Source organism: Shewanella zhangzhouensis, assembly GCF_019457615.1.
GTDB lineage: Bacteria > Pseudomonadota > Gammaproteobacteria > Enterobacterales > Shewanellaceae > Shewanella > Shewanella zhangzhouensis.
The window spans coordinates 696,212-716,325 of record NZ_CP080414.1; the positions used below are offsets into that span (position 1 = coordinate 696,212).

The 20,114-nt window shown below is 41.1% G+C and carries 16 protein-coding genes and 3 pseudogenes; 10 read left to right on the forward strand and 9 right to left on the reverse strand.

All coding sequences use genetic code 11. The features are described from left to right. Nucleotides 1-163: 163 nt before the first annotated feature. The 3 genes and pseudogenes from K0H63_RS20030 to K0H63_RS20040 form a co-directional block, all read right to left on the reverse strand. Complete coding sequence (locus tag K0H63_RS20030) at nucleotides 164-367, reverse strand: ATP-binding protein (protein WP_258405645.1); 204 nt, start codon at nucleotides 365-367, stop codon at nucleotides 164-166. A 141-nt stretch (nucleotides 368-508) separates the two neighbouring features. Further along, the gene (locus K0H63_RS20035; RefSeq protein WP_286670261.1) at nucleotides 509-775 is read right to left on the reverse strand and encodes an ATP-binding protein; all 267 of its coding nucleotides are present in this window, start codon (nucleotides 773-775) and stop codon (nucleotides 509-511) included. A gap of 178 nt (nucleotides 776-953) precedes the next feature. After that, nucleotides 954-1,076, reverse strand: a pseudogene (locus K0H63_RS20040) (helix-turn-helix domain-containing protein); the annotation flags it as partial. Nucleotides 1,077-1,477: 401 nt separating this feature from the next. Between K0H63_RS20040 and K0H63_RS03035 the strand changes: the two are divergent. From K0H63_RS03035 to K0H63_RS03055, 5 genes are all read left to right on the forward strand, one after another. Continuing rightward, entirely contained in the window at nucleotides 1,478-2,209 is a 732-nt protein-coding gene (locus tag K0H63_RS03035; RefSeq protein ID WP_220066664.1) for an endonuclease, read from the forward strand. Between the two features lie 305 nt (nucleotides 2,210-2,514). Continuing rightward, nucleotides 2,515-3,840 carry a Yip1 family protein gene (locus K0H63_RS03040; protein WP_220066665.1) on the forward strand — a complete coding sequence of 442 codons (1,326 nt, stop codon included), beginning with the start codon at nucleotides 2,515-2,517 and terminating at the stop codon, nucleotides 3,838-3,840. Next, nucleotides 3,840-4,628: a hypothetical protein gene (locus K0H63_RS03045; protein ID WP_220066666.1), complete on the forward strand. Its 789-nt coding sequence runs from the start codon at nucleotides 3,840-3,842 to the stop codon at nucleotides 4,626-4,628. The genes K0H63_RS03040 and K0H63_RS03045 overlap by 1 nt, the downstream gene beginning before the upstream one ends. Then, the gene (locus tag K0H63_RS03050) at nucleotides 4,628-6,007 is read left to right on the forward strand and encodes a hypothetical protein (RefSeq protein WP_220066667.1); all 1,380 of its coding nucleotides are present in this window, start codon (nucleotides 4,628-4,630) and stop codon (nucleotides 6,005-6,007) included. The genes K0H63_RS03045 and K0H63_RS03050 overlap by 1 nt, the downstream gene beginning before the upstream one ends. After that, nucleotides 6,004-6,990 carry a coiled-coil domain-containing protein gene (locus K0H63_RS03055; RefSeq protein WP_220066668.1) on the forward strand — a complete coding sequence of 329 codons (987 nt, stop codon included), beginning with the start codon at nucleotides 6,004-6,006 and terminating at the stop codon, nucleotides 6,988-6,990. The genes K0H63_RS03050 and K0H63_RS03055 overlap by 4 nt, the downstream gene beginning before the upstream one ends. A 604-nt stretch (nucleotides 6,991-7,594) precedes the next feature. Here the strand turns inward: K0H63_RS03055 and K0H63_RS03060 are convergent. Continuing rightward, on the reverse strand, nucleotides 7,595-8,671 hold the full coding sequence (locus K0H63_RS03060; protein ID WP_220066669.1) for a hypothetical protein: 1,077 nt from the start codon (nucleotides 8,669-8,671) through the stop codon (nucleotides 7,595-7,597). 330 nt (nucleotides 8,672-9,001) lie between these two features. After that, nucleotides 9,002-9,391: an H-NS histone family protein gene (locus K0H63_RS03065; RefSeq protein WP_220066670.1), complete on the reverse strand. Its 390-nt coding sequence runs from the start codon at nucleotides 9,389-9,391 to the stop codon at nucleotides 9,002-9,004. A gap of 297 nt (nucleotides 9,392-9,688) precedes the next feature. Between K0H63_RS03065 and K0H63_RS03070 the strand changes: the two are divergent. Next, nucleotides 9,689-9,982: pseudogene (locus K0H63_RS03070) on the forward strand (transposase); the annotation flags it as partial. A 162-nt stretch (nucleotides 9,983-10,144) separates the two neighbouring features. Here the strand turns inward: K0H63_RS03070 and K0H63_RS20185 are convergent. The 4 genes from K0H63_RS20185 to K0H63_RS03090 form a co-directional block, all read right to left on the reverse strand. Further along, a complete protein-coding gene (locus K0H63_RS20185) occupies nucleotides 10,145-10,432 on the reverse strand; it encodes a YkgJ family cysteine cluster protein (protein ID WP_208189903.1) in 288 nt (95 codons plus the stop codon). Further along, the gene (locus K0H63_RS03080; RefSeq protein WP_220066671.1) at nucleotides 10,405-12,039 is read right to left on the reverse strand and encodes a hypothetical protein; all 1,635 of its coding nucleotides are present in this window, start codon (nucleotides 12,037-12,039) and stop codon (nucleotides 10,405-10,407) included. Before K0H63_RS03080 ends, K0H63_RS20185 begins: the two co-directional genes overlap by 28 nt. 50 nt (nucleotides 12,040-12,089) lie before the next feature. After that, complete coding sequence (locus K0H63_RS03085; protein WP_220066672.1) at nucleotides 12,090-13,175, reverse strand: hypothetical protein; 1,086 nt, start codon at nucleotides 13,173-13,175, stop codon at nucleotides 12,090-12,092. 337 nt (nucleotides 13,176-13,512) lie between these two features. Beyond that, on the reverse strand, nucleotides 13,513-14,517 hold the full coding sequence (locus tag K0H63_RS03090; protein ID WP_220066673.1) for a DUF2628 domain-containing protein: 1,005 nt from the start codon (nucleotides 14,515-14,517) through the stop codon (nucleotides 13,513-13,515). Here K0H63_RS03090 and K0H63_RS03095 point away from each other — a divergent pair. From K0H63_RS03095 to K0H63_RS03110, 4 genes and pseudogenes are all read left to right on the forward strand, one after another. Further along, on the forward strand, nucleotides 14,456-15,436 hold the full coding sequence (locus tag K0H63_RS03095) for an IS5 family transposase (RefSeq protein ID WP_220066674.1): 981 nt from the start codon (nucleotides 14,456-14,458) through the stop codon (nucleotides 15,434-15,436). The genes K0H63_RS03090 and K0H63_RS03095 overlap by 62 nt on opposite strands. Before the next feature lie 144 nt (nucleotides 15,437-15,580). Further along, a pseudogene (locus K0H63_RS03100) lies at nucleotides 15,581-15,697 on the forward strand (integrase core domain-containing protein); the annotation flags it as partial. Between the two features lie 300 nt (nucleotides 15,698-15,997). Next, nucleotides 15,998-16,846 carry a helix-turn-helix transcriptional regulator gene (locus tag K0H63_RS03105; protein ID WP_220066675.1) on the forward strand — a complete coding sequence of 283 codons (849 nt, stop codon included), beginning with the start codon at nucleotides 15,998-16,000 and terminating at the stop codon, nucleotides 16,844-16,846. A gap of 340 nt (nucleotides 16,847-17,186) precedes the next feature. Then, on the forward strand, nucleotides 17,187-20,087 hold the full coding sequence (locus tag K0H63_RS03110; protein WP_220066676.1) for a DUF885 family protein: 2,901 nt from the start codon (nucleotides 17,187-17,189) through the stop codon (nucleotides 20,085-20,087). The last annotated feature ends 27 nt before the right edge of the window (nucleotides 20,088-20,114 follow it).

Genomic DNA, 20,114 nt, shown 5'->3' on the forward strand with positions numbered 1-20,114 from the left:
ATGGAAATCCATACAAAACACCATTAACACCAATAGGGCAGATGGGTAAAGCTACATCTGACACGAGTATTGATTTGCACGTAAAACTGATCCACCGTTTAAATCGAATTTTGATCCGTTTTACTCTGCCATTATTGGCATGAGGTCGTTGGTTTCTCAAGTATTACTTTCTAGTCGCTTTTGTCTTTCGAGTGGATTCATTAAACCGGTAACTGTTATACCTGTTTTCAATATTATGGCAGTAATGCGTCAGCCTATCCGGCAACGCCATGGTCACCTTGGCGTCACCAAACACCTTGGACCATTCACTGACGTAGAGGTTGGAGGTGATAATCACGCTGGTTTTCTCATACAGTTTTGTCAGCAAGTGAAACAGCAGTGTGCCCCATGTCTGACTGAACAGTACATTAACCATCTAATCGAGGATGATCAGACCGACCCCTGACAGCTTGGGAGTCAGTCGTCCAGCGTACTGCTTGCGATTCTCTAACTTCAGTGCGTATACCAGTTACAGCGTGGACACAAATCTCAGCCGCAGCTGATGATGTTGGATAGTTTGAGCTCCAGAGTCGTCGCCAGATACGCTTTCCCTGTTCGGCCCACTAACTAAGACAATTTTTTGGCTGTTGTGGATAAATTCGCAGTGTTGTAAGTCCTGAAGCACTTGCTCATCGGCTTCATTGTTACTGAAGTGTAAGCCATACAGACCACGGTAGGCTCGGAATTTAGCTGCATTCATCTGATACGCTACCGAGCGTACGTCACGCTCTGCCACCCCTGCTTTCAGCAAGGTCTCCAGGACAGGCTACGCGTGCTGCAAGGTCTGGGCATTTCGCCGTGCCAAATCCTGACATTCTGACACATGCCATTTAATTTCAGTTGTTTCATCATCGAGAGCAGGGCTTCAGTTTTCTGACCGATTGCCGAAGGGGATTGGTTTGTTCGATCAGCTCCTGACTCATGTATTTCTTCAGGGTATTTCTGGACAACCCGGTACGTCTGGCGATTGCCCGTTTTGACATGCCGTCCCGGAAAGGCAAACGTCTAATCATGCTTAAAAGTGCCACATCAATCACTCCACATTCTCCTGCAGGAACCTGACAGAATTGATAAAAAATGTCGATCAGTTTTTGATGAAAATCTGTGGGATTAGTGGAACACTGCCGTGTACAAATAAACAGCGTTTTTTTTTAAGTGCTCGCCGATGTCGCAGTATTTTTGTTCTATGACAAAAATATGCTATTAATGCCATCATATAATCCGTACGGTACTCTAGTGTTTTACAAGGAGTTTGCACTTGAATGTTTCTCCCTTTCCTATCTTTCCTTTGCTGCGCGTAGTCATGGCACGGAGCTCCCCTCAAGGCTGCAGGTATTCAAAAGCTGGCTTCAGGATGTCGATACGATGATTTGGTGCTTGATTTCAGAAGATGGGCCAACTTAATTGCAACTTCCATAGCATTCATGGGGTACGATAAATGAAACTAATTTGGTTGATCGTTGGACTTTTCTGCTCTGGTGCATTGGCGGCAGGTAATACCGAAATTGAATCGTTCTCGGCTGCCAAGAAGTTGATGCAGAATAGCATCTACACCACGGAAGCTTTGCGCAAAACGATATACTGTGGTGCCACATTTGATAGTCAAAAGCAGGTCACTTTTCCTGACGGATTTCAGACCGCCGTCTATCTCAAGCGTCGTTTCAAATGGGAAGCTGAGCATATCGTACCAGCCGAGAACTTCGGCCAAACATTCTCAGAATGGCGAGAGGGAAGTCCTGTATGCGTCGATAGCAAAGGTAAGAAATTTAAAGGACGAAAATGTGCTGAAAAAGCGAATAAAGAGTATCGCTTAATGCAGTCAGACCTCTATAACCTGGCACCAGCAATAGGCAGCGTCAATGCAGCTAGGCAGAACTACAATTTTACAATGTTACCAGCAGCTAAGCCAACCTTTGGTAGCTGTGATATGCGGATCGAAAACGACAAAGTTCAACCGCCTGAAGAAGCCAGAGGGCGGATTGCGAGAGCGTACCTGTACTTTGAAGCGAGTTATCCTCGTTACAAGATGAGCAAAAGCCAGCGTCAACTAATGAATGCGTGGGATAAGCAGTATCCAGTGACTAAAGGCGAATGTGAGATTGCGGAAAAAGTAAAGGCGGTGCAGCAGTCTGATAATCCAGTTCTAGATGGGAAGTGTGCTGCATTTTGATGGGGCTATATTGAGAAAAAATGGAAACTTACTTCGCCATGATTGTTATAGCTTTTGCATCGGCAGCTGTTTGTAGGCCTATGATCGATGTGCACTTTGATTATGCGAACTCAAATATGTTTGATAATGCTATTAGGAGCGCACTACTCCCCAGCGCAGTTAGGGGAGATCGAGGTCAGTCGATTGAAGACCGTATGACAAAAGAAGTTGGCTTATGCCGAATAGACCATCACACAAGTTAAGGCAATTAATCTTCACAATCCAATTTTTAACTAATAATCATAAGGTTTCAAGGGCTAGAGAACATGAAAATATTCGATATCCTCACCTCAAATCAGCTTCTGAAAGAAACTGATGCATACCATGAAATCAGCTCATCGATGACTCAATCAAAATATCACCAACACATCGAACGTAAAGGCAAAAATATTGTTATAGATGCCGAGCGTGAGAACAGAGCTGTGCTACGAAAAAGGGTTGGAGATCACAAAAAACTAGCCAAAGGCTCCACCATTTCAACAAAAATTACTCAGGTAAGACATCTAGAGCATGAGCTGCTTCCCAATACAGAACAAAAAATAAAAGAAATCGAATACGACCTCAAGGCAGAATTCGAGAAAAAGAAGTTGCAGGACACAGAACTGGCAAAGTTTAAAGAGATTAATAATTTGAAAAGGGAAGCTAGATACCCCGAGGATCAAAGAAAAATATGGGGGTGGATTGTATTTGGATTATTGTTTGAATCAATTTTAAATGCTTTTTTTCTCGCAAAAGCTAGCGAATTTGGCTTGGCTGGAGGCTTTGCCATGGCGGTAGCAATTTCACTCATCAATATAGTTATTGCTTTCTTCTTTGCTAATGGTTTTAGGAGTGCTCATCATATTGAATCAAAAAGAAGTATGTTAGGCATCTTGGGGATGATACTAGTCCTTCTAGTAATGTTTACTGTGGCACTCTTTATCGGTCATTATCGCGCAGCCTTAGACCAAGAAGCAGAAAGTGCAGCATTTGAAGCAGTGAAAGCTATGTGGGAACAACCTTTTGGTATTAGCACCTTTGATAGTTGGATGCTTTTCTTAGTCACTGTGACAATCTTTAGCGTCGTTGTTTATAAGTTTTGTACAAATGACGACTCATATCCTGAGTATGGTGATATCACGCGAAAAACCCTTGAAACAAGAAGAGTTTTTTCATCGATGAGAACTAAAGCTGCGGAAATGATTAGAAGGGAAAAGGAGTTGCTAAACAGAAAGCTCGAAGAGACCTATCAAGAGTTGGTCAATCTGTCCCATGAGCTGGATGAAGACATAGAAGCAATTGCTCAGTTAGAAAGTGATTACCGCACATACCTTTTACAACAACGTAATGAATTTGAAACCTTTTGTGAAGAATGTCGTAAGCGCTTCGCAGCAGAATGTAAAGCCATCCTTGAGGAGCAAGCTGTGTTGCCAGAAAAGTTTCTTGAACTCGAAATACCAGAACTAGAGACGTTACTGGAAGAGCAAGACAAACATAGGTTTGCTGAGGTTTCCAGCCAATTGAGGGCGTTCATGGAGGTCGAGTTTTCCCTGCTCAGGAAGGAATTCCAAGCGAAAGTACATCTACTTTATGCGGAGAAGGAAGCTGCGTAATGAGTCTCTTACATGAAGAACAAAAGAATCGCCCTCAATGGTTATTAATAATTTCTGGAGTATTCTTACTGGTAATTCTTGTGTCCGCAGGCTGGTATGCGATAACAAAGAAAAAATTCGATAAACTCACGCTTTGCGAATTAGATGCTCCAAGCCAAGTCGTTGCGATTCTAATCGATAAAACTGGTGGATTTAATCAGAACCAACAACGCTTAGTTAGTAGGGCTATCATCAAAGAGATTGATGAGCTTTCCGTTGGCTATCGTGTTGCAATTTATGAAGTTGACCCGGCAACTTTCAACGGCTTATCGACAGCAGTTTTTGATAAATGCAAGCCTCGAGACGGTTCTGACGCTAATCAGTTTTTTGAAAACAAGCTAATGTTGGAAAAGAAGTTTAAGCAGAGTTTTAAATCTCCAGTAGAGGATATTACTGAGGCAGCGACGCAATCGTTAGATGCAAGCCGTTCCCCTATCCTGGAAAGTTTAACTGATCTAGCCACCATCTATTCACTAGAATCGGATCAAAAATTAGCAAGGATTGTGTTGATAACAGATCTTATTCAACATACTGATGCTATTAGTTTTTACCGCACTCATCTCTCTGCTATTCCGCCTAAATCTCAGGTAAGCCGCTTGCCGGATTTATTCGGTGTGGAAGTACAGCTGTACTGGTTACTTAGGGAGGGAAATGAGAAACGTATCCAAGATTCCGGGTTAATCTCATGGTGGGAGCAGGCCTTTAATCTTACAAGTACTTCTGATTTTAAAGTAATAAAGGTTCGGTAATGGAAGACACAAACAAAAAAACTACCGGTGGTACAGAGTATATCATTTCTGCAGAGCAGTTAAGAAAAGCCTTTTATATCCATTTGCTCATGGGTATAGCTGTAGCCATCATGCTTAATTTGCTCAACCTGAATGTTTTCCTTGGTGTAATCCTGGGCGGGGGGGTTATTGGTTCATACTTTTGGCAGTTCAAAAAGGGTAAAGAACCACATGGGCTCATGAAAACCTTTTCCGATAGCGTTTATTACCTTGGGTTCATTCTAACGCTGATGTCGTTGATTGTAGCTATGATGTTCTTCAACGTAGAGCAAGGAGTTAATGCAGCGTCTGCTGTGATAACTCAGTTTGGTGCAGCAATGACGACAACATTGGTTGGAATGGCTTTGCGAATTTATTACCAAAACTTTGACATGACGGTAGAGTCTGCACAGCTTTCTGCAAAAGAGACTCTGGAACAAACAGTAAAGAGCTTCAATGTGCAAATGCGCTCTACTAATCGCTCACTTTCTACGTTGTCTAAGGCCATGGATGAAAGCATACAAGAAGCTGAAAAGCGGAACAAAATTTCTATGGAGCTATATGAAAAAACCCAAGAAAGTATTCAGGAATTAAGTAAAAATGCGTTAGAAGACTTCACTAAAACGATGGAGCATGCATTAAAAAGCTCTCTGGAGAGGCTTGATAACTACAGCACCGAACTAGCTTCAAAGTTAGAGTTAATGATCGGCTCAGTTGTTGATACTAACAGAGATGTTCACAAGAACAGTCTTGATGAGTTGAAATTCGCATTTAGTGAATCGTTTGAAATGCTCAAAAATGAAATGCAGAATAACCTAAACAGCTTGGAGAAAGGCTCAAAGTCCGCATCTGAAGAGCTTTCAGCCACGGCCTCTCAAGTTAACAAGTTAAATATAGCGATTGAAAATGCAGCGGGAAATCTGCAGGGACTAGATAAATTTGCTGCTAATGTAACGATACTAGAGCAGACACAGCATAAATTTATCACCGCAATTGAAGGCTTATCACAAAAGATAACAGAAAAGTCCACTGAACTGATGGCTGGTGATAGAAAGCTGAGTCAGCATATTTTTGAGCTTTCTGGAGAATATAAGCGCTTATTAGAACAATATCGGCAACTAACGGCCGGTGAAGAGATGCAGAAGCTTCTGCAAGAAGAATCTAACATCATCGAAGAGTTGAAAAACCGTAGAGAACAGATTGCACGACTCAATGCCCAGTGGGAAAAAGACAGTCACTCTATGTCGAACAGCTCAAAGGCTTTTACTGAGAATCTAATTAAGACTGCAAAGTTTATAACAGAAGAACTCAGTATTACGAACCAAAAAACAGAGCAAGTCAGGGATGCTGCAGCAACATGAGTAAAGATAAGGATGATGTATTCAGTATTTCAGTTACAGAGTTACTCTTAATACTTATGTTCGCCTTGTTGATCGTAATGATACTGATGAACTCCACACTTACTAGAGATCTGAGTACTGCTAGGGAACAAGAACAGAATTACATAAAGTTGATTGAAAACCTTGAAAGTGTCACGAAAAAGTTAGGGTTGGAAGCTCAATTTAATGAAGGGGTCAGTACTGAACTTTCTACGGCCTTGGCTCAACTCCAGGCTTTGATCAAAGCACTAGAAAAGTCGGTCGAATCACCTGAGGCAGCAAGTGTTCTTGCGAAAATGACGCTTAACGAAGTTTGGACTTCTTTGGGACGACTTACTGAGAGCGATATTAATTTTGCAGAGTTGCTTAAATCGATCAACAGGCTTAATGAAGAACTTAGAGATTGTTTAACTGAACTAGAAAAGAGCAATAGAAAATTTGCAGAAGAGAAAATAAAAAGCGGAGAGCAGCAACAAGCTTTAAGTAAGCTTAAAGAAGAAAAGGAGAGACTTAAGAAAGCTTTGGCTAAATCTGAGATAATGCTTGCAGCAGCTACTTCGGAGATAGTTAAAAATAAAGTGGATATTGAAAACTTGATCGGGCAAGTAACAAATTTGTCTAATGGTTTGGAACTGCCACCATGTTGGGCAACCAAGGAAGGAAAACCACAATATACCTATTCAATTGAAGTTAGCGATGATGCCTTATATGTGACTTCAATATATCCAGAAGAACGTAAGGCGGCCTATGAATTATTAATGGATAAAGACTTTGAGGCTGAGAGAATAGTAGTGAGTGATTTCTATGGTCGTTTCGATATTTTTTATAAAACTGCAGTCTCCAGTAACCCTGAATGCAGGTTTTTTGTACAAGTGAAAGACTCCACATCTCCCGCAGCAAAACAAGAATATAAAGCTGGGCTTAGAGCTGTTGAATCTATTTTCTACAAGTATCTACAGCAGTGAAAAATATGAATATTGAAAAATTTATAGAAACGCAAAATGAGGTATTCGTATTTGCCGTGAACCGGAAGTTAGGATGCCCTCTACCAGAGAGCTTAATTCAGAAGCAGTTGAACGCAAGACAGGACCCATTCGCGATTGCTAAACTGGCAGTTAGAACAAAAATCGAAATTGATTCCATTACGTCTGGTTCACAGAAATCTACTATTGGATCTGAAAAGAATCTATGGTGGCAGTTTATAAGTTGGATCATGCGGAAAAAGTTATAACGTGATCTTTTCCCCAACTGAGTGCAACTTGTAGTTATGCGCTTGAACTTGGTGCGTTGTAGGTATACTGAAGGACACTGATGGAATGGTTCGACAACTTTCGGCAGGACAGCGATTTGGTTATCGAGTACGCTAAGAGGTAGTACACAGAAATCAGCTAACACCATTACATTGGTGGATTTTCACTAAGTCAATTAGATGTACTAGCTCAGACCTAATCTAACACCAATTAACAAATGGGTAACTATCAGATCAGGTCTGAGCTAGTACAAATGACCCTCGCATTCTCAAGATGATGCGTCAGTTCAAGTCCCGTCTAATACATCTAACTTACGACGTTAATTATCGTAATACTGATCGTAATCCAGTTCACAGGAAGGCTTAAAATCAGGGCCTAGATACGAACACTTACCGTTATAGCGGTCATTACAGCGTTCCCAGGCACGTTTATATTGTTCCTGACAAGGCAAGTCGCCCCCCGTCACCACCCTTAAGACTGCAAGAAGAATGAATCCAATAAACAAAAAACAAAATACAATCATAACTTTATCAAAAAATTTCCTAATCCAGTTAGAGTCGTCCCTGGCATTCTTTTTCATATCTAAGTCAGCTGATTTGATTGTGCTATTTGTGGTATTCCTCGGTGCCTGTAGTGGCTTTGAGGTCTTTGCGGTTGGCGAGACTGGTTTGTGTTTTACTAGCTCTGGTTCATCAGCGTGTGTTTCAGGCTTATGACTGCACACTCCGATTGAAGGGATGGGCTGCATTGAATTGTTGATTGAATTGGAAACTGATTCCCACCGCTTTTTGATGTCCTCCATAACATCGGACATGTACTGGTTCACTTTTCCGACAATAATTTCAAACTCAGTATCAGGGTACTTACGAGAAAGCTCATTAAGCTTTAATTCTAAATTTCTATTTGTGGATACCCTATACACATCTGAAGCAGGGATGGTTCTGTGAAAGTGAACATTTAGCTTGTCATCGATAATTAATACCCAGACTTTATCTTCTGTCCTTATATCAAAATTAACCGAGGTATCTATACAAGCGAAACAAACTCCATTCTCATAGTAATGATATTGTGGAAGGTATCCAGTTCCGCCGCATTTTTTGCAGTTGCTTGGTTTGGTTTCTTTAACGTGGGAAGACAAGGATGAAACTGACTTTGAACTTGAGCTACGCTCCTTCTTGTTTTTCCAATATCCGATAGGCGAAACTCTTTTGTGCGATCCTGGTCTATAGTGGCCTACATACCAGTGTTTTCCATTGTGCTTCAAACTATCCTTTATAAGCACCATTTCTTGGTTTAAATTGAAACTGACGGTAACAGAGTGCTCACTTATCGAAGTGATTTCTCCAAGGCCCAACTCAGGTTTCCTACGATGCTCAACTTTATCACCAACATTCATGTTTCTATCTAGTTTTCAATACGTTTACAGACAGACTTCCATTGATATTAAACGCCAATATTGTTATGTTCAATGAGTAAGGTTGACCTTTCCCCGAGATTAGTACCAATCTTTTGAAGAGACTTTTCAGCTTGTGCGGCTTGCGAGTAATTCTGCATGTTAAGAGTAATTAACCTGGCATGCCTGATGATCCATAAGTTTAATTGAGTGGCATTCTTCAATCACAGAGTATTGGTAACATCAGCTCTTGCGTTATAAATCTGAAAACAGGATGTAGGCAAGAGCAGACTATCGAAAGTCTGCTCTATTGTTGTGCCGTTCTTAGATGTACTAGATCAAAAAATCATCAATAGAACGGCCGCCTTCAACTTGCTCTTTGAAAACGGTCGGCATCCTTCCCTGCCCTGTCCATGTAACAGTTTCCCCACCGACTTCAATGGAGTATTTAGCAGGTCTAGGCTCCCGTTTGCTTTTTACTTTTGCAGGTACATCTCCCAAATCTTCGAGAGACAAGCCTGCAGATTCAATCATTTTCTGAAGTTCTGCTATCTTAGCTAAACGCTCAGCATTCACCTCTGCCTCAGCCTTTGCTTCTTCTTCCCGTTCAGCAATGATCTTGCTCAGCTTATTGTAAACATCTTTGAGCTCATCAACAGATAAGTCTTTTACAGATGCTTTAAGGCGACGACCGTGAGTTAAAATCTCCAAAAATTCAGACATTGTATTTCCTAAATGGGTTAGCGATGGCCCAATATAGATGACTTTTGAATCTATGTGAATACGTGATGGGAATCATTGCTAGTCAACTTAACACTCTTCGTCATTTTAAAAACAATTTTGTACATCTTAACAATGTTCGAATATACGTATGCTCTGAGAGTGAAGCTTTGCATGTTATTAGTTAATAATTCTGCTTGTTGAAAAATTTGCATGTTAAGAACTATTAAAATTCACTTTTGGCGTATTGCTTCACTTACTCAGCTTGTTTGTAGTTTATTCAGCGAAGCAAGCTTTAACCAGCAATTGCCGGAGCAGCATAGAATGGCACGTAAAATCTTCAGTTCCGTTACTCAATGACTAGCAGAGTGTGGCGTTTTGATGACCCAGGGCACTCTGGTGGATTCCACGATATTTCAAGCCCTCAGTTCCACCAAAAACAAAGACAACACCCGAGACGAAGACATACACTAGGACAAGAAAGGTAACCAGTTTTATTTCGGCATGAAAGCGCACATCGGCGTGGATGCTAAAAGTGGTCTGACCCACAGCTCGGTGACCACGGTGGCTAACGAGCACGACCTCAATCAGGTCACCAGGAATATCTTATAGTTAGGACACAATTCTGCATATAAAAGAAATATATTGATCGATATTGTAAACTTTGCGTTTGAAATTCTTACAGCAAGTGCAAGAATTTAATTACGAGCTAAATCAAATGACTTGGTCTAACCTTTACCAAGATCTTATAGGGAGTCATAAATACTTATTAATTATGTATTCGCAGGCTTTAATGTTGATCTTTACAAATTCTTCCCAATTATATTCTTTTGAAAAATTGAGATAGTACTGTTTGTCAACCCGGCAGATATCTGGTCGGTTTTCATAGATCAAGCATAGCTTTGTATCCTCATCGTAATGATGACAAATCCCATCTCCACGATTGAGATCTCTAGTTTCTTGAGCCATTCCGACGAGTTGACAGCAAAGTCCACACTTAGAACAAGGGAATGTATTCATTTTTTTGTCAACGTAGTAAGCCATTGTTTGGTGCTGTCACTATTCCCCATCTCAAAAGGAAGATCGATATTTCGCATTTTAATCTCTTGTGTAATTAAATTAGACTTCATTAATTCGTTGTTGCAGGCCTGTAGTTGTTCCGAAAAACTTAAAATCTCATACGTATCGAGGTTAAATTCTAGTTTACTCAGCTCAAGTAAGTACCTATCGAGCTCTTCATTAATCGCCTGATACTTTTTGATTGTACCTGCATGAGGCATGATAGATTCAATGTAGCTCCAAATCTTTTGTGCTATCTCACTATGCAGTAAAAAATAGTTTAAGCCTAAGGTGACAACGCCAGTGATAAATGCACTTGCAAATGCCGCAAGCTCAGCGCCTAATGGAAATGACAAGATCGGGGTAAGTTGCGAGTATGCAATGCTGCCAACAACAGTTGATATCGCCAGTGTTAAAATAGTGACGACTGACTGACATAACTCTACGAAAGATAGATTTTCGGGATTAAAGATTAAAACTTTAATCGCTTTAACAAGATGAGACCATATTTCACGGATAATCTTGATTGATTGCTTTTGGGTAGTGGCAAAGATGTTAAAGACCGTCGTTGTTAGACTTCCCATTACGCCAGACAGAAACCCGTCTTTAAATGTAGTAAGAAAATCTTTAAATCGTGCTTTTACTCTTTCCCAAATATTTCTAAATGTATTACTTATCTTTTCAATAAAAACATCAAGGTGAAACTTATCTTTCAAACTTTGATAAATTTTTGGTAATTCATCACGAAGTTCGAACCAAACTTCAGCTAAAACAAGTCCTAGAACTTGTCTTGTACCCATCTTAAGACCCGCAAAACCAGAAGCTTTTACTGCAGAGGCCAAAAACTTACTGCTGGAGTAGTAGGTTTGATTGATTTGTTGGTTATAATTATCCCTAGCCTCTTGATCCGCTTTACGAAGTTTCTCAGTATCAACTGACTTCAGTTGGTTTACTTTATCCTTTGCGCTTAGGATTTTATGTTCTAGTTCACGAGCTTTATGTTGCTCTTCAGGCGTATTTCTTGGCATGCCAGATAGACGAGATTCATCAGCAAAAATCTTTTTCTCATTTGCTTCAATCAAACCTGGTAGCTTATCCAAGTAGTCTGATATAGACGTTTGGCCTTTAGAGCGATTGATTGATTGATGAGTTGATTTCAAATTTATTGATTGGTTTGCTAGCTCAGCACCATCAATTCCAGCAAGTATCCGCCCAGCATCTTCGTGGATCTCTTTCGCGCTAATGACATGGTCGAGGTCTCGCTTTTTTAGCTCATCCAGAGACATAGCTTGGTCTCTATAACCATCATCGAGTTTACCCTGTTTATGTAGTTCTTTATCATTGCTTCCTGTTTGCTTGTAGTTGTAATGTTTGTGATATGGAGTTGAATTGTATGCCTCTAGATTTTTGTATTTATGCAGCTCGAAATCAGTAGCATATACACCATTTCTTGCATTATGAATGGTGTCAACTTCGCCACCGACCTTATCTTTAAAAAGTAGAAAATCTAACCCGAACGTAGTGGTCAGGCTCTGTACAAAAGTCCTCTCTAGCTCTCTTTGCCAAGGGTAATTTATAGCATCCAATTTCATTTATATCGCTTTCCTTAACAAAAAGGAGGGGAACTCCCTCCTTAATAAACTTAGTAACATGCTGCGTTAAAGTTTGCTTTATTAATTGCAATATCTATTTCTTCTGAGTTAATGACATTGAAGCCATCTTCATCTGTTTGAAGGGAAGGCGCACCATTTTCATCAATAACAAACTCATCACCGTTTTTTTCAACCTTGAAGATTGGAGTTTTAATGATATCAACAATAATTGCAGCTAGCGCGTAACCGTTCTGGATATCTGTAATCATGCTTTCATTATTCAGTTTATCATTTATGTCTTCACCTGACTTCTGTGCCGCTTTAATCATTCTGTTCACAGCTTTAAGTGAATCGAAATATTCTTCAAATTGAATATAAATAGAATCAATTGCTCTTGTTATTTTTGAAACATAAGATTGAATCTCTACGTGTTGCTTAGTTAGGGCTTCTAGCTTTTCTACCGCATCGTTTACTTCACGTCTAACCTTTCGAGCATTGAGAAGAGATTCTTCACCGTGTTTATCATATGCCCAACCGGCGATAGCTAAAACTGGAGCTGCAACTGCACCACCTAAAATGGCAGTACCGCCAGCCATACCTAAACCTCCAGTCGCTAATGACCCCCCTCCAATTGCGGCTAGAGTCGCGTTAGTAGCCGCTGCTCCAGATAACGACGCGATAGCTGTTCCTGTTGATGCGGCTCCTAATGTCATAACTCCGCCATAAACGGCAAACCCCGCCGCTACACCACCAATACCAGCACCGGCAGCCGTACCAAGTACTCCAACTGCCGTGTAACTATAGTTTTCAATTTTTTGTAGTTTATGTGCAGGGATATTTACTGATAGGCGTTTATCGCTGGCATTATTAAGCTTTTGCAACAGCTCGTTAGCTAATTCGTGAAACTCATTAAATTGCTTACCTATCTCAAGTTCTTGAGTGCCCAATTCGGTAAATGCGTTGGTGGTCTCAGCCTCATGAGTTTCAAACACTTCCTTGTGTTCATTGTATTTTTGCTCAGCATTTTTAACGATCTCATCTGCTTCAGAATGCTTCTGATACCCGTCATACCCTTTCTTTGCTCCAAAGGCCGCAGCGCCTAGTGCTGCTACACCTATAATAAGTGGTAATGGCATATAGTTTTCCTTCACTGGGGTTAAAAATAGAACGTTATGAATGCTCTAATGAGCTTGTTATATTTCCGATATCTAATGGTAATTTTAATACCTCTAAGATTTTACTAATAGTAAGCTAAGATTTCTAAGAACCGCCACTAATTTTCTCTGAAAGGTACGAGTAAGTTTCGACTGTGAGATCTCTGTATCGTGACCTGAACCTAGGATGAGCAACATAATGAGCCAGCAACTGGCTGTTGCCAATTGTGCGTGTTCAACTACCGGAAGACTTGGCGCTTGTCTTTGCCCTACTTTGGAGATTCATTCGCTCTCATCGACTATCTGAAGCACTGGCAAGTCAATTCGCTTTCGCGGGCATATGATTCATCACCAGGTTGTCAAAAGTAAAGGCATCTTCAACAGAGTCTTTAAGACGGTTCGCATAGATGTCCTTCAGTACATAATTCGGATCCACAAAGGGAGAATATGTTTTCCCTTCACCGTACTTGAACGCCCATTGGGCGCCATTAATTTCGAATGTGTCATCAAGATTGATCTGGAAGCTCACGGCCAGTAAAGCGACATTTATGTGAACGAGAAAGCTGTCATCCATTTGACCTGTAACAAATGTTAAAGACCGTTTTCCAATGCTTTTCACTTGATTGGCATTCATGCTGCACTGATAGATTACGCTGATAGCACCGTTACTGGCTTGCTGCTCGCGCCATGAGGTCTTGGTACAAGCCTGCCAACCATCAAATGCCTTCCCAATCGTCGTCTGTTTGTAGCCCCCAAGGTAACCATCCTGAACAAGGGACACATTATCGGCAGCGGCCATCTCTGAATATGCGAGTAACACAACTCCAATTAGACTGGCTGCCACCAAGGATACGGTACCAACACTGCTTGCCATCCATTTTGGCATCCAGTCCCAGGTTGTTTCACCCAACTTGTAATATCGGTAAAAGTCATAATTGGCGGTTAAGCCGTAGATACTGGAGTTGATGATGTACAACACCTTGCTTATGTCTCTGTCTGTGAACATGCCCACCAACACCAAAGACAGCAAATTCAATCCCAGGGTAAGAAGGAACAGATAAAGACCCTTCTTCCACATCCCTTTTGTTATGTAGTAGAAAGGGCCAAAAATGAACGCCAGCACATTGAAGTTGATGACGTTCTGCCCTTTGATTTGCTCTTTCTTAGAACGGGATAAGTGAGGCTGACTCTTAGGGAAGGTGCGAATAAGTCCAAGATGTGAGATCTTCGTGTCGTGACCTGAACCATGGATGAGTAACCGGATGAGCCAGCAGCTGACTTTTGCCGACAGTGAGTTTTCCAGTAAACGCCGCCAGACCCGCAAAGAAGTCTTCCTTGGCAGAATGGATGACTTGCTTCCCTGGGACAAATTACTTGGCGCTATTGAGCCTGTGTATCCCAGGGCCGGTAATGGTCGCAGGCCCTATCCACTGGAAACCATGCTGCGCATTCACTGTATGCAGCAATGGTACAACCTGAGCGATGAGGCCATGGAAGATGCGCTCTATGAAATCGCCTCCATGCGCCAATTTGCCCGCCTGTCACTGGATAAAGCCATTCCAGACCGCACCACTATCATGAATTTCAGGCATTTGCTGGAGCAGCATAAACTGGCCCGCAAAATCTTCAGTACCGTTAATCACTGGCTGGCAGAGAGTGGCGTTCTGATGACCCAGAGAACCCTGGTGGATGCCACGATAATTCAAGCCCCCAGTTCCACCAAAAACAAAGACAGCAGCCGCGACGAAGACATGCACCAAGCCAAGAAAGGTAACCAGTGGTACTTCGGCATGAAAGCACACATCGGGGTGGACGCCAAAAGTGGCCTGACCCACAGCTTGGTGACCACGGCGGCTAACGAGCACGACCTCAACCAAGCAGGAAATTTATTGCACGGAGATGAGGAGTTCATCTCTACGGATGTGGGTTATCAGGGTGCCGAAAAGCGCGAGGAGCACTACCATGTCAGCGCGGACTGGCTTATCGCCGCGCGTCCCGGCAAGGTGAATGCATTGAAGAAACACCCGCGCAAGAACAAGCTAACCATCCGTTACGAATACCTGAAAGCGAGTATCCGAGCCAAGGTTGAACATCCATTTCGGATAGTTAAATGTCAGTTTGGTTTCGTCAAAGCCAGGTACAAGGGACTGGCTAAAAATGACAGTCAGCTCGCGATGTTATTCACCCTGGCGAACCTGGTTCGAGTGGACCAATTGATACGGGCACAGGCGAGATCTACCTAAAATGGGAAAATTGGCCTGAAACAGGGCCAAAATCAGCAACGAAGAGACGATTTTTGGCTGAAAATTGGAAAATTGAGCCACTGGACGTTGATAACGATGAGTTGGGGCGTCATGTAGGGAGAAGCTGACTACTTAATCGCAGCTTCCTTAGACGAAGCCAGATACGAAATCGAACTATGGCGTGAACACCACAACCATGTTCGCCCACATAGTTCACTGAACTATATGCCAACTGTTGAGTATGCCAAGCAGGCAGCATAAGCTGGAAAATCTCATCAAGGAAGTGGTACTAGTCTAGGGGAAAAGTCAGTGCTCGCCGATGTCGCAGTATTTTTGTTCTATGACAAAAATATGCTATTAATGTGTACTAGCTCATACCTGAGCTGATAGTTACCCGAAATTGGGGCGTAATGCAGGGGTAGGCAGGAAAATGAATCGATTTGTCCCTTGTGGTATCCTGGGTTGCACGCAATGATTAAGCCTTAATGGCAAGCACGAATGGTATAGTTGATCTAGGCTCTACGCCATTTTTTATCTGATTGTCAGTTGTGTAATTTATATATGACCAATAAATTTCTTAAAGAAGTTATATTTAATAAAGAAAACATCTGTCTGGCAGAGAAAAGGCCTCTCATAAGAGGCTTGAATTTAACTCGTTGGTGCTTTGAAAGTGGCAATGTTTTTTTTGAAAAAGATTGCTGCAATACATTAAGTTTATCATTGGAAGGTAGTTATAGCGCTTGTCAAGGTTACAATAATCCTTATCAAAGAAATCCAAACAGCATTTCTATTATACCTAAAGATGTGACGACATATTGGCATGTAAATAGTAAAATAAAGTTTGCCCACTTTTATATTGAGTCAAAAGTTTTGACCGAGTTTGCATCTATTAACTATGGGATGGATGTTAGGGGATTGCTGCTAAAAAACTCGAACTGCCTTAATGATGAAACACTTTTAACTTTGATGAAAAAATGCCTTGAACCGGACTTGACATCTGTAGGATATGAGCAGTTAAGCTATTTATTGCTAAATCATATTTTAATGAATTATTCAGGCTGTAGCCTAAATCATAATGAGCTTATTGGTGGTCTCTCCCCACACCAACGCATACGTATAATTGAATTCATTCATGATAATATTTCTAATAAAATAACCATAGACGAACTGTCTAAAGAAGTTTGTTTAAGTCCATTTCATTTCGCTAGAGAGTTTAAGCATTCTTTTTCCATCCCTCCTGCACAGTATATTTTACGCAGGCGACTATACAAGGTAAAAGAAATGCTAAAAACTACGCTCTCACTTGCTGATATAAGCGTCACTTGTGGTTTTAATACGCAAAGTCATATGACAATGTATTTTAAAAAGCTATTTAACATCACACCGGCAGAGTATAGAAAACTTTTATAATTAAAATAACCACCCACATAAAAAATTGACCGAAAAATTTAAAGGCGTGACAGATAAAAAGTCAAAAACGCCGTTTAAATTTCGTACTTTAGCTCACTGCCAGATAACGTATTCTGCCAAAAAGACCATATTTTTAACACCAACTTTTCTTGACTGCGAATTGTCAGTGAAGTGGTTTTCCAATCAATAAAGATAAAGTAGCAAGATTTTGATATCAGTTGGTATCGGTGAAACCGCAACATACAGTCTAGTTGCGAATACTTGAGTTAGCACTGTGAAACTCGCATATCTACGCCCGTTTTAAATTTTAAGTTGTATTCAAGGCAAGAGGTGTTGGTCTATGTCGTTGAAAATGTTGAAAAGACGAAATATTACTTCAATTATTTTTGTTGGAGTGGCTTGGATCTGTACGGTTGATAGCGCGTACTCTGTGACTGAAAAATTTCAGCAGAAAGGTAAACTAGAGCTTGTGACATCACAGTTTGTTCTGGATGGCTACTATTTTTATCCAATTAGTGCGACCTTTAACGGCTTATCAGAGTACAACAACCGCTATACACCTATCTATTCAAATGATAATCAGACTTTAAAGAAGCAGTATTTAATTAGATATCAAAAAATGCTCGCGGAGATTAATCGCAGTGAGTTAAATGACGAAGACAGAATTACATTTGATGTATTCAAGCGTAATCTGGATTTAGGGCTTGAGCGTTTATCATATCCTGAGTATTTGTTGTCACTTAACCCTGTGTCAGGCGCACATTTGCATTTTGCAATGCTAGGATCTGGTGAAAGTGCACAACCATTTAATACTGAACAAGATTACGGAAACTTTGTTCAACGCAGCAAGGGCTTTGCCGACTGGGTAGATAGTCAAATAGCCGTACTCAGAATTGCGTCTGCAGATAATATGTTGATGCCAAAAGCAATAGTCGATGCTGTCATTGCTCAACTTAAAGAACAGTTAGTTAACGATGTGACTAAAAGTGTTTTTTATAAGCCGCTTTTGCAAATTCCAGAAGCGTTATCAGACAGCGATAAACAGAATCTCCGTAAGGATTATGTCGCAGCTATTGAGCAAGTTATCATTCCATCTTACCGAAAGCTGCATGACTTTTTACAAAACGACTATATCGTGTCTGAGAATAATGGCGCTATTGGTTTAAGCCGTTTGTCAGGTCACGAATTATGGTATGACTTTTACATAAAAGAACACACAACAACCACAATGTCAGCTGAAGAGCTACATAAGTTAGGTCTGGGTATTGTTCAATCTAATACAAAACGGCTGGACGAGTTAAAATCTGTCCTTGGGTTCTCTGGTTCAAGGGAAGAGTTTTTTAACTTTTTGCGCACAGACAAAAAGTTTTACTTTAACTCTGAGCAAGAGGCGTTAACGGCATATAATCAGGTTGCTGAGCAAGCCAATCAACGAGTGCAGCAAGCATTCAATGTGTTGCCAACATACCAATATCAAGTAGCGCCCGTTCCCGAGTTCGCTGCACAGCATGCACCTAAAGCGACGTATCGTCCACCTGCACCAGATTTTAGCCGACCCGGTATTCTTTATATCAATACTTCTGATCTGAAAATGCAGCCTAGGTATAGTGTAGAGACAGTGTCTTTGCATGAGGCCTCTCCTGGTCATCATTTGCAGCATTTAGCCATTCTAGAAAACACCGCGTTGTCTGATTATCGTAAATCATTGAGTGTTTCTGCATTTGATGAAGGCTGGGGTTTATATGCTGAAAGCCTTGGAGCCGAATTAGGTTTTTATAAAGAGCCGATGATGTTGTTAGGGCGGGTTCTAGCTGATCAACAACGGGCGATTAGGTTAGTCGCTGATACGGGGATTAATGCTAAAGGCTGGTCACACAAGAAAACTGTTGATTTTATGTTGGCCAATTCTGCAATTTCTCAACAAGAAGCAGAATCCGAAGTTTTCAGATTTATTAGTCATCCAGGGCAGGCATTAGCTTACAAAGTTGGAGAGATCCAGTTACGTGCGTTAAGAAGTCGAGCTGAGTCTAAGTTAGGTAATGCATTTGATCTTAAAGCGTTTCACCGTGAAGTATTAAGGCACGGTAGTATTCCGCTAAACATTTTATCGTCTGAGATAAATAAGTGGATTCTTAAGCAGTTAGTTGTGAAAGGTGTAGATCTTTATCTGGCTGAAGAACTGGTTTTGGAATTAAGTGAACAACAACAGAAATTATTGATAAATACAATTAATGACGTTGTTAGAGAGGTTAAAAGTCAACTACCCAATTTCCCTGACAACCTTAAGTTGAGTGTCAATCTAGTTGCACGAGATCTGGAGTCTGTTTCTGGTGTATCGGGTATTGCAGAAACTCACCAGTCGTTGACTTTAGATATTTCAGAAACTTATTCAAAAGGGTTTGATGAAGCAATTGTTAAGGGGGTCAGAAGTACGCTTTATCATGAATTACACCATGTGATTCATGGCTGGACGATGCAAGGTAATAAGTTTGGTCCAGGCATAGCTATTGCTGCGGTTAACGAAGGATTAGCTTCAGTATTTGCGGAGCAACAATCAGGGGTGACCGAACAGTGGTCGTTTTATCCCGATAATGTCCTTGAATGGGTAAATGAGATTTTGTCTCTGCCAGTGAATGCGCCATATGAGGTTTGGATGATGGGGAACCACCCGGATGGCCGTCACAATATTGGATATAGAGCAGGAAGGTTTATCGTACATCAAGCAATTGAAAAAACGGGCCGAACGGTGACCGAATTAAGTAGTTTGTCGCCATATGAAGTTTTACACCTAGCAGGACTGATATCTCAACATGCACCTAGTTTGGAGTGTTTGGCTGATACACACATGAAATCGCAACGTACTGATCTGGCGTCTGAATTCTATAAAAAGGCCATAGCGGTTTCATCTGGAAATGATTCTGAAATGGTTGGCAAAATCAAGAAAAAGCTCAAACTGATTGAGTCACCTGTGGTGCTATCGGAAAAACAGCTTGCACGTGTAATAGGAAGTTACTCATCTGAACAATTTAATCTGAAAGTGTTTAAAGACGACGTGACAGGACAGCTAAAAGTCCAAATGTCTGGTAAACCAGCCTTTGATTTTTACCCCGAATCTGCCGAGGTATTTTTTATTTACGAAGCAGACATAGTCTTCACATTTACTGCTCCTTCCGAAAAAAACCAAGCAAAAGTAACGGTCAGGATGTTTGGACGTGAAATGGTATTGGAAAAGGATGTGTAGAAGCTGGTTCGCTGTTAGTAACGAATT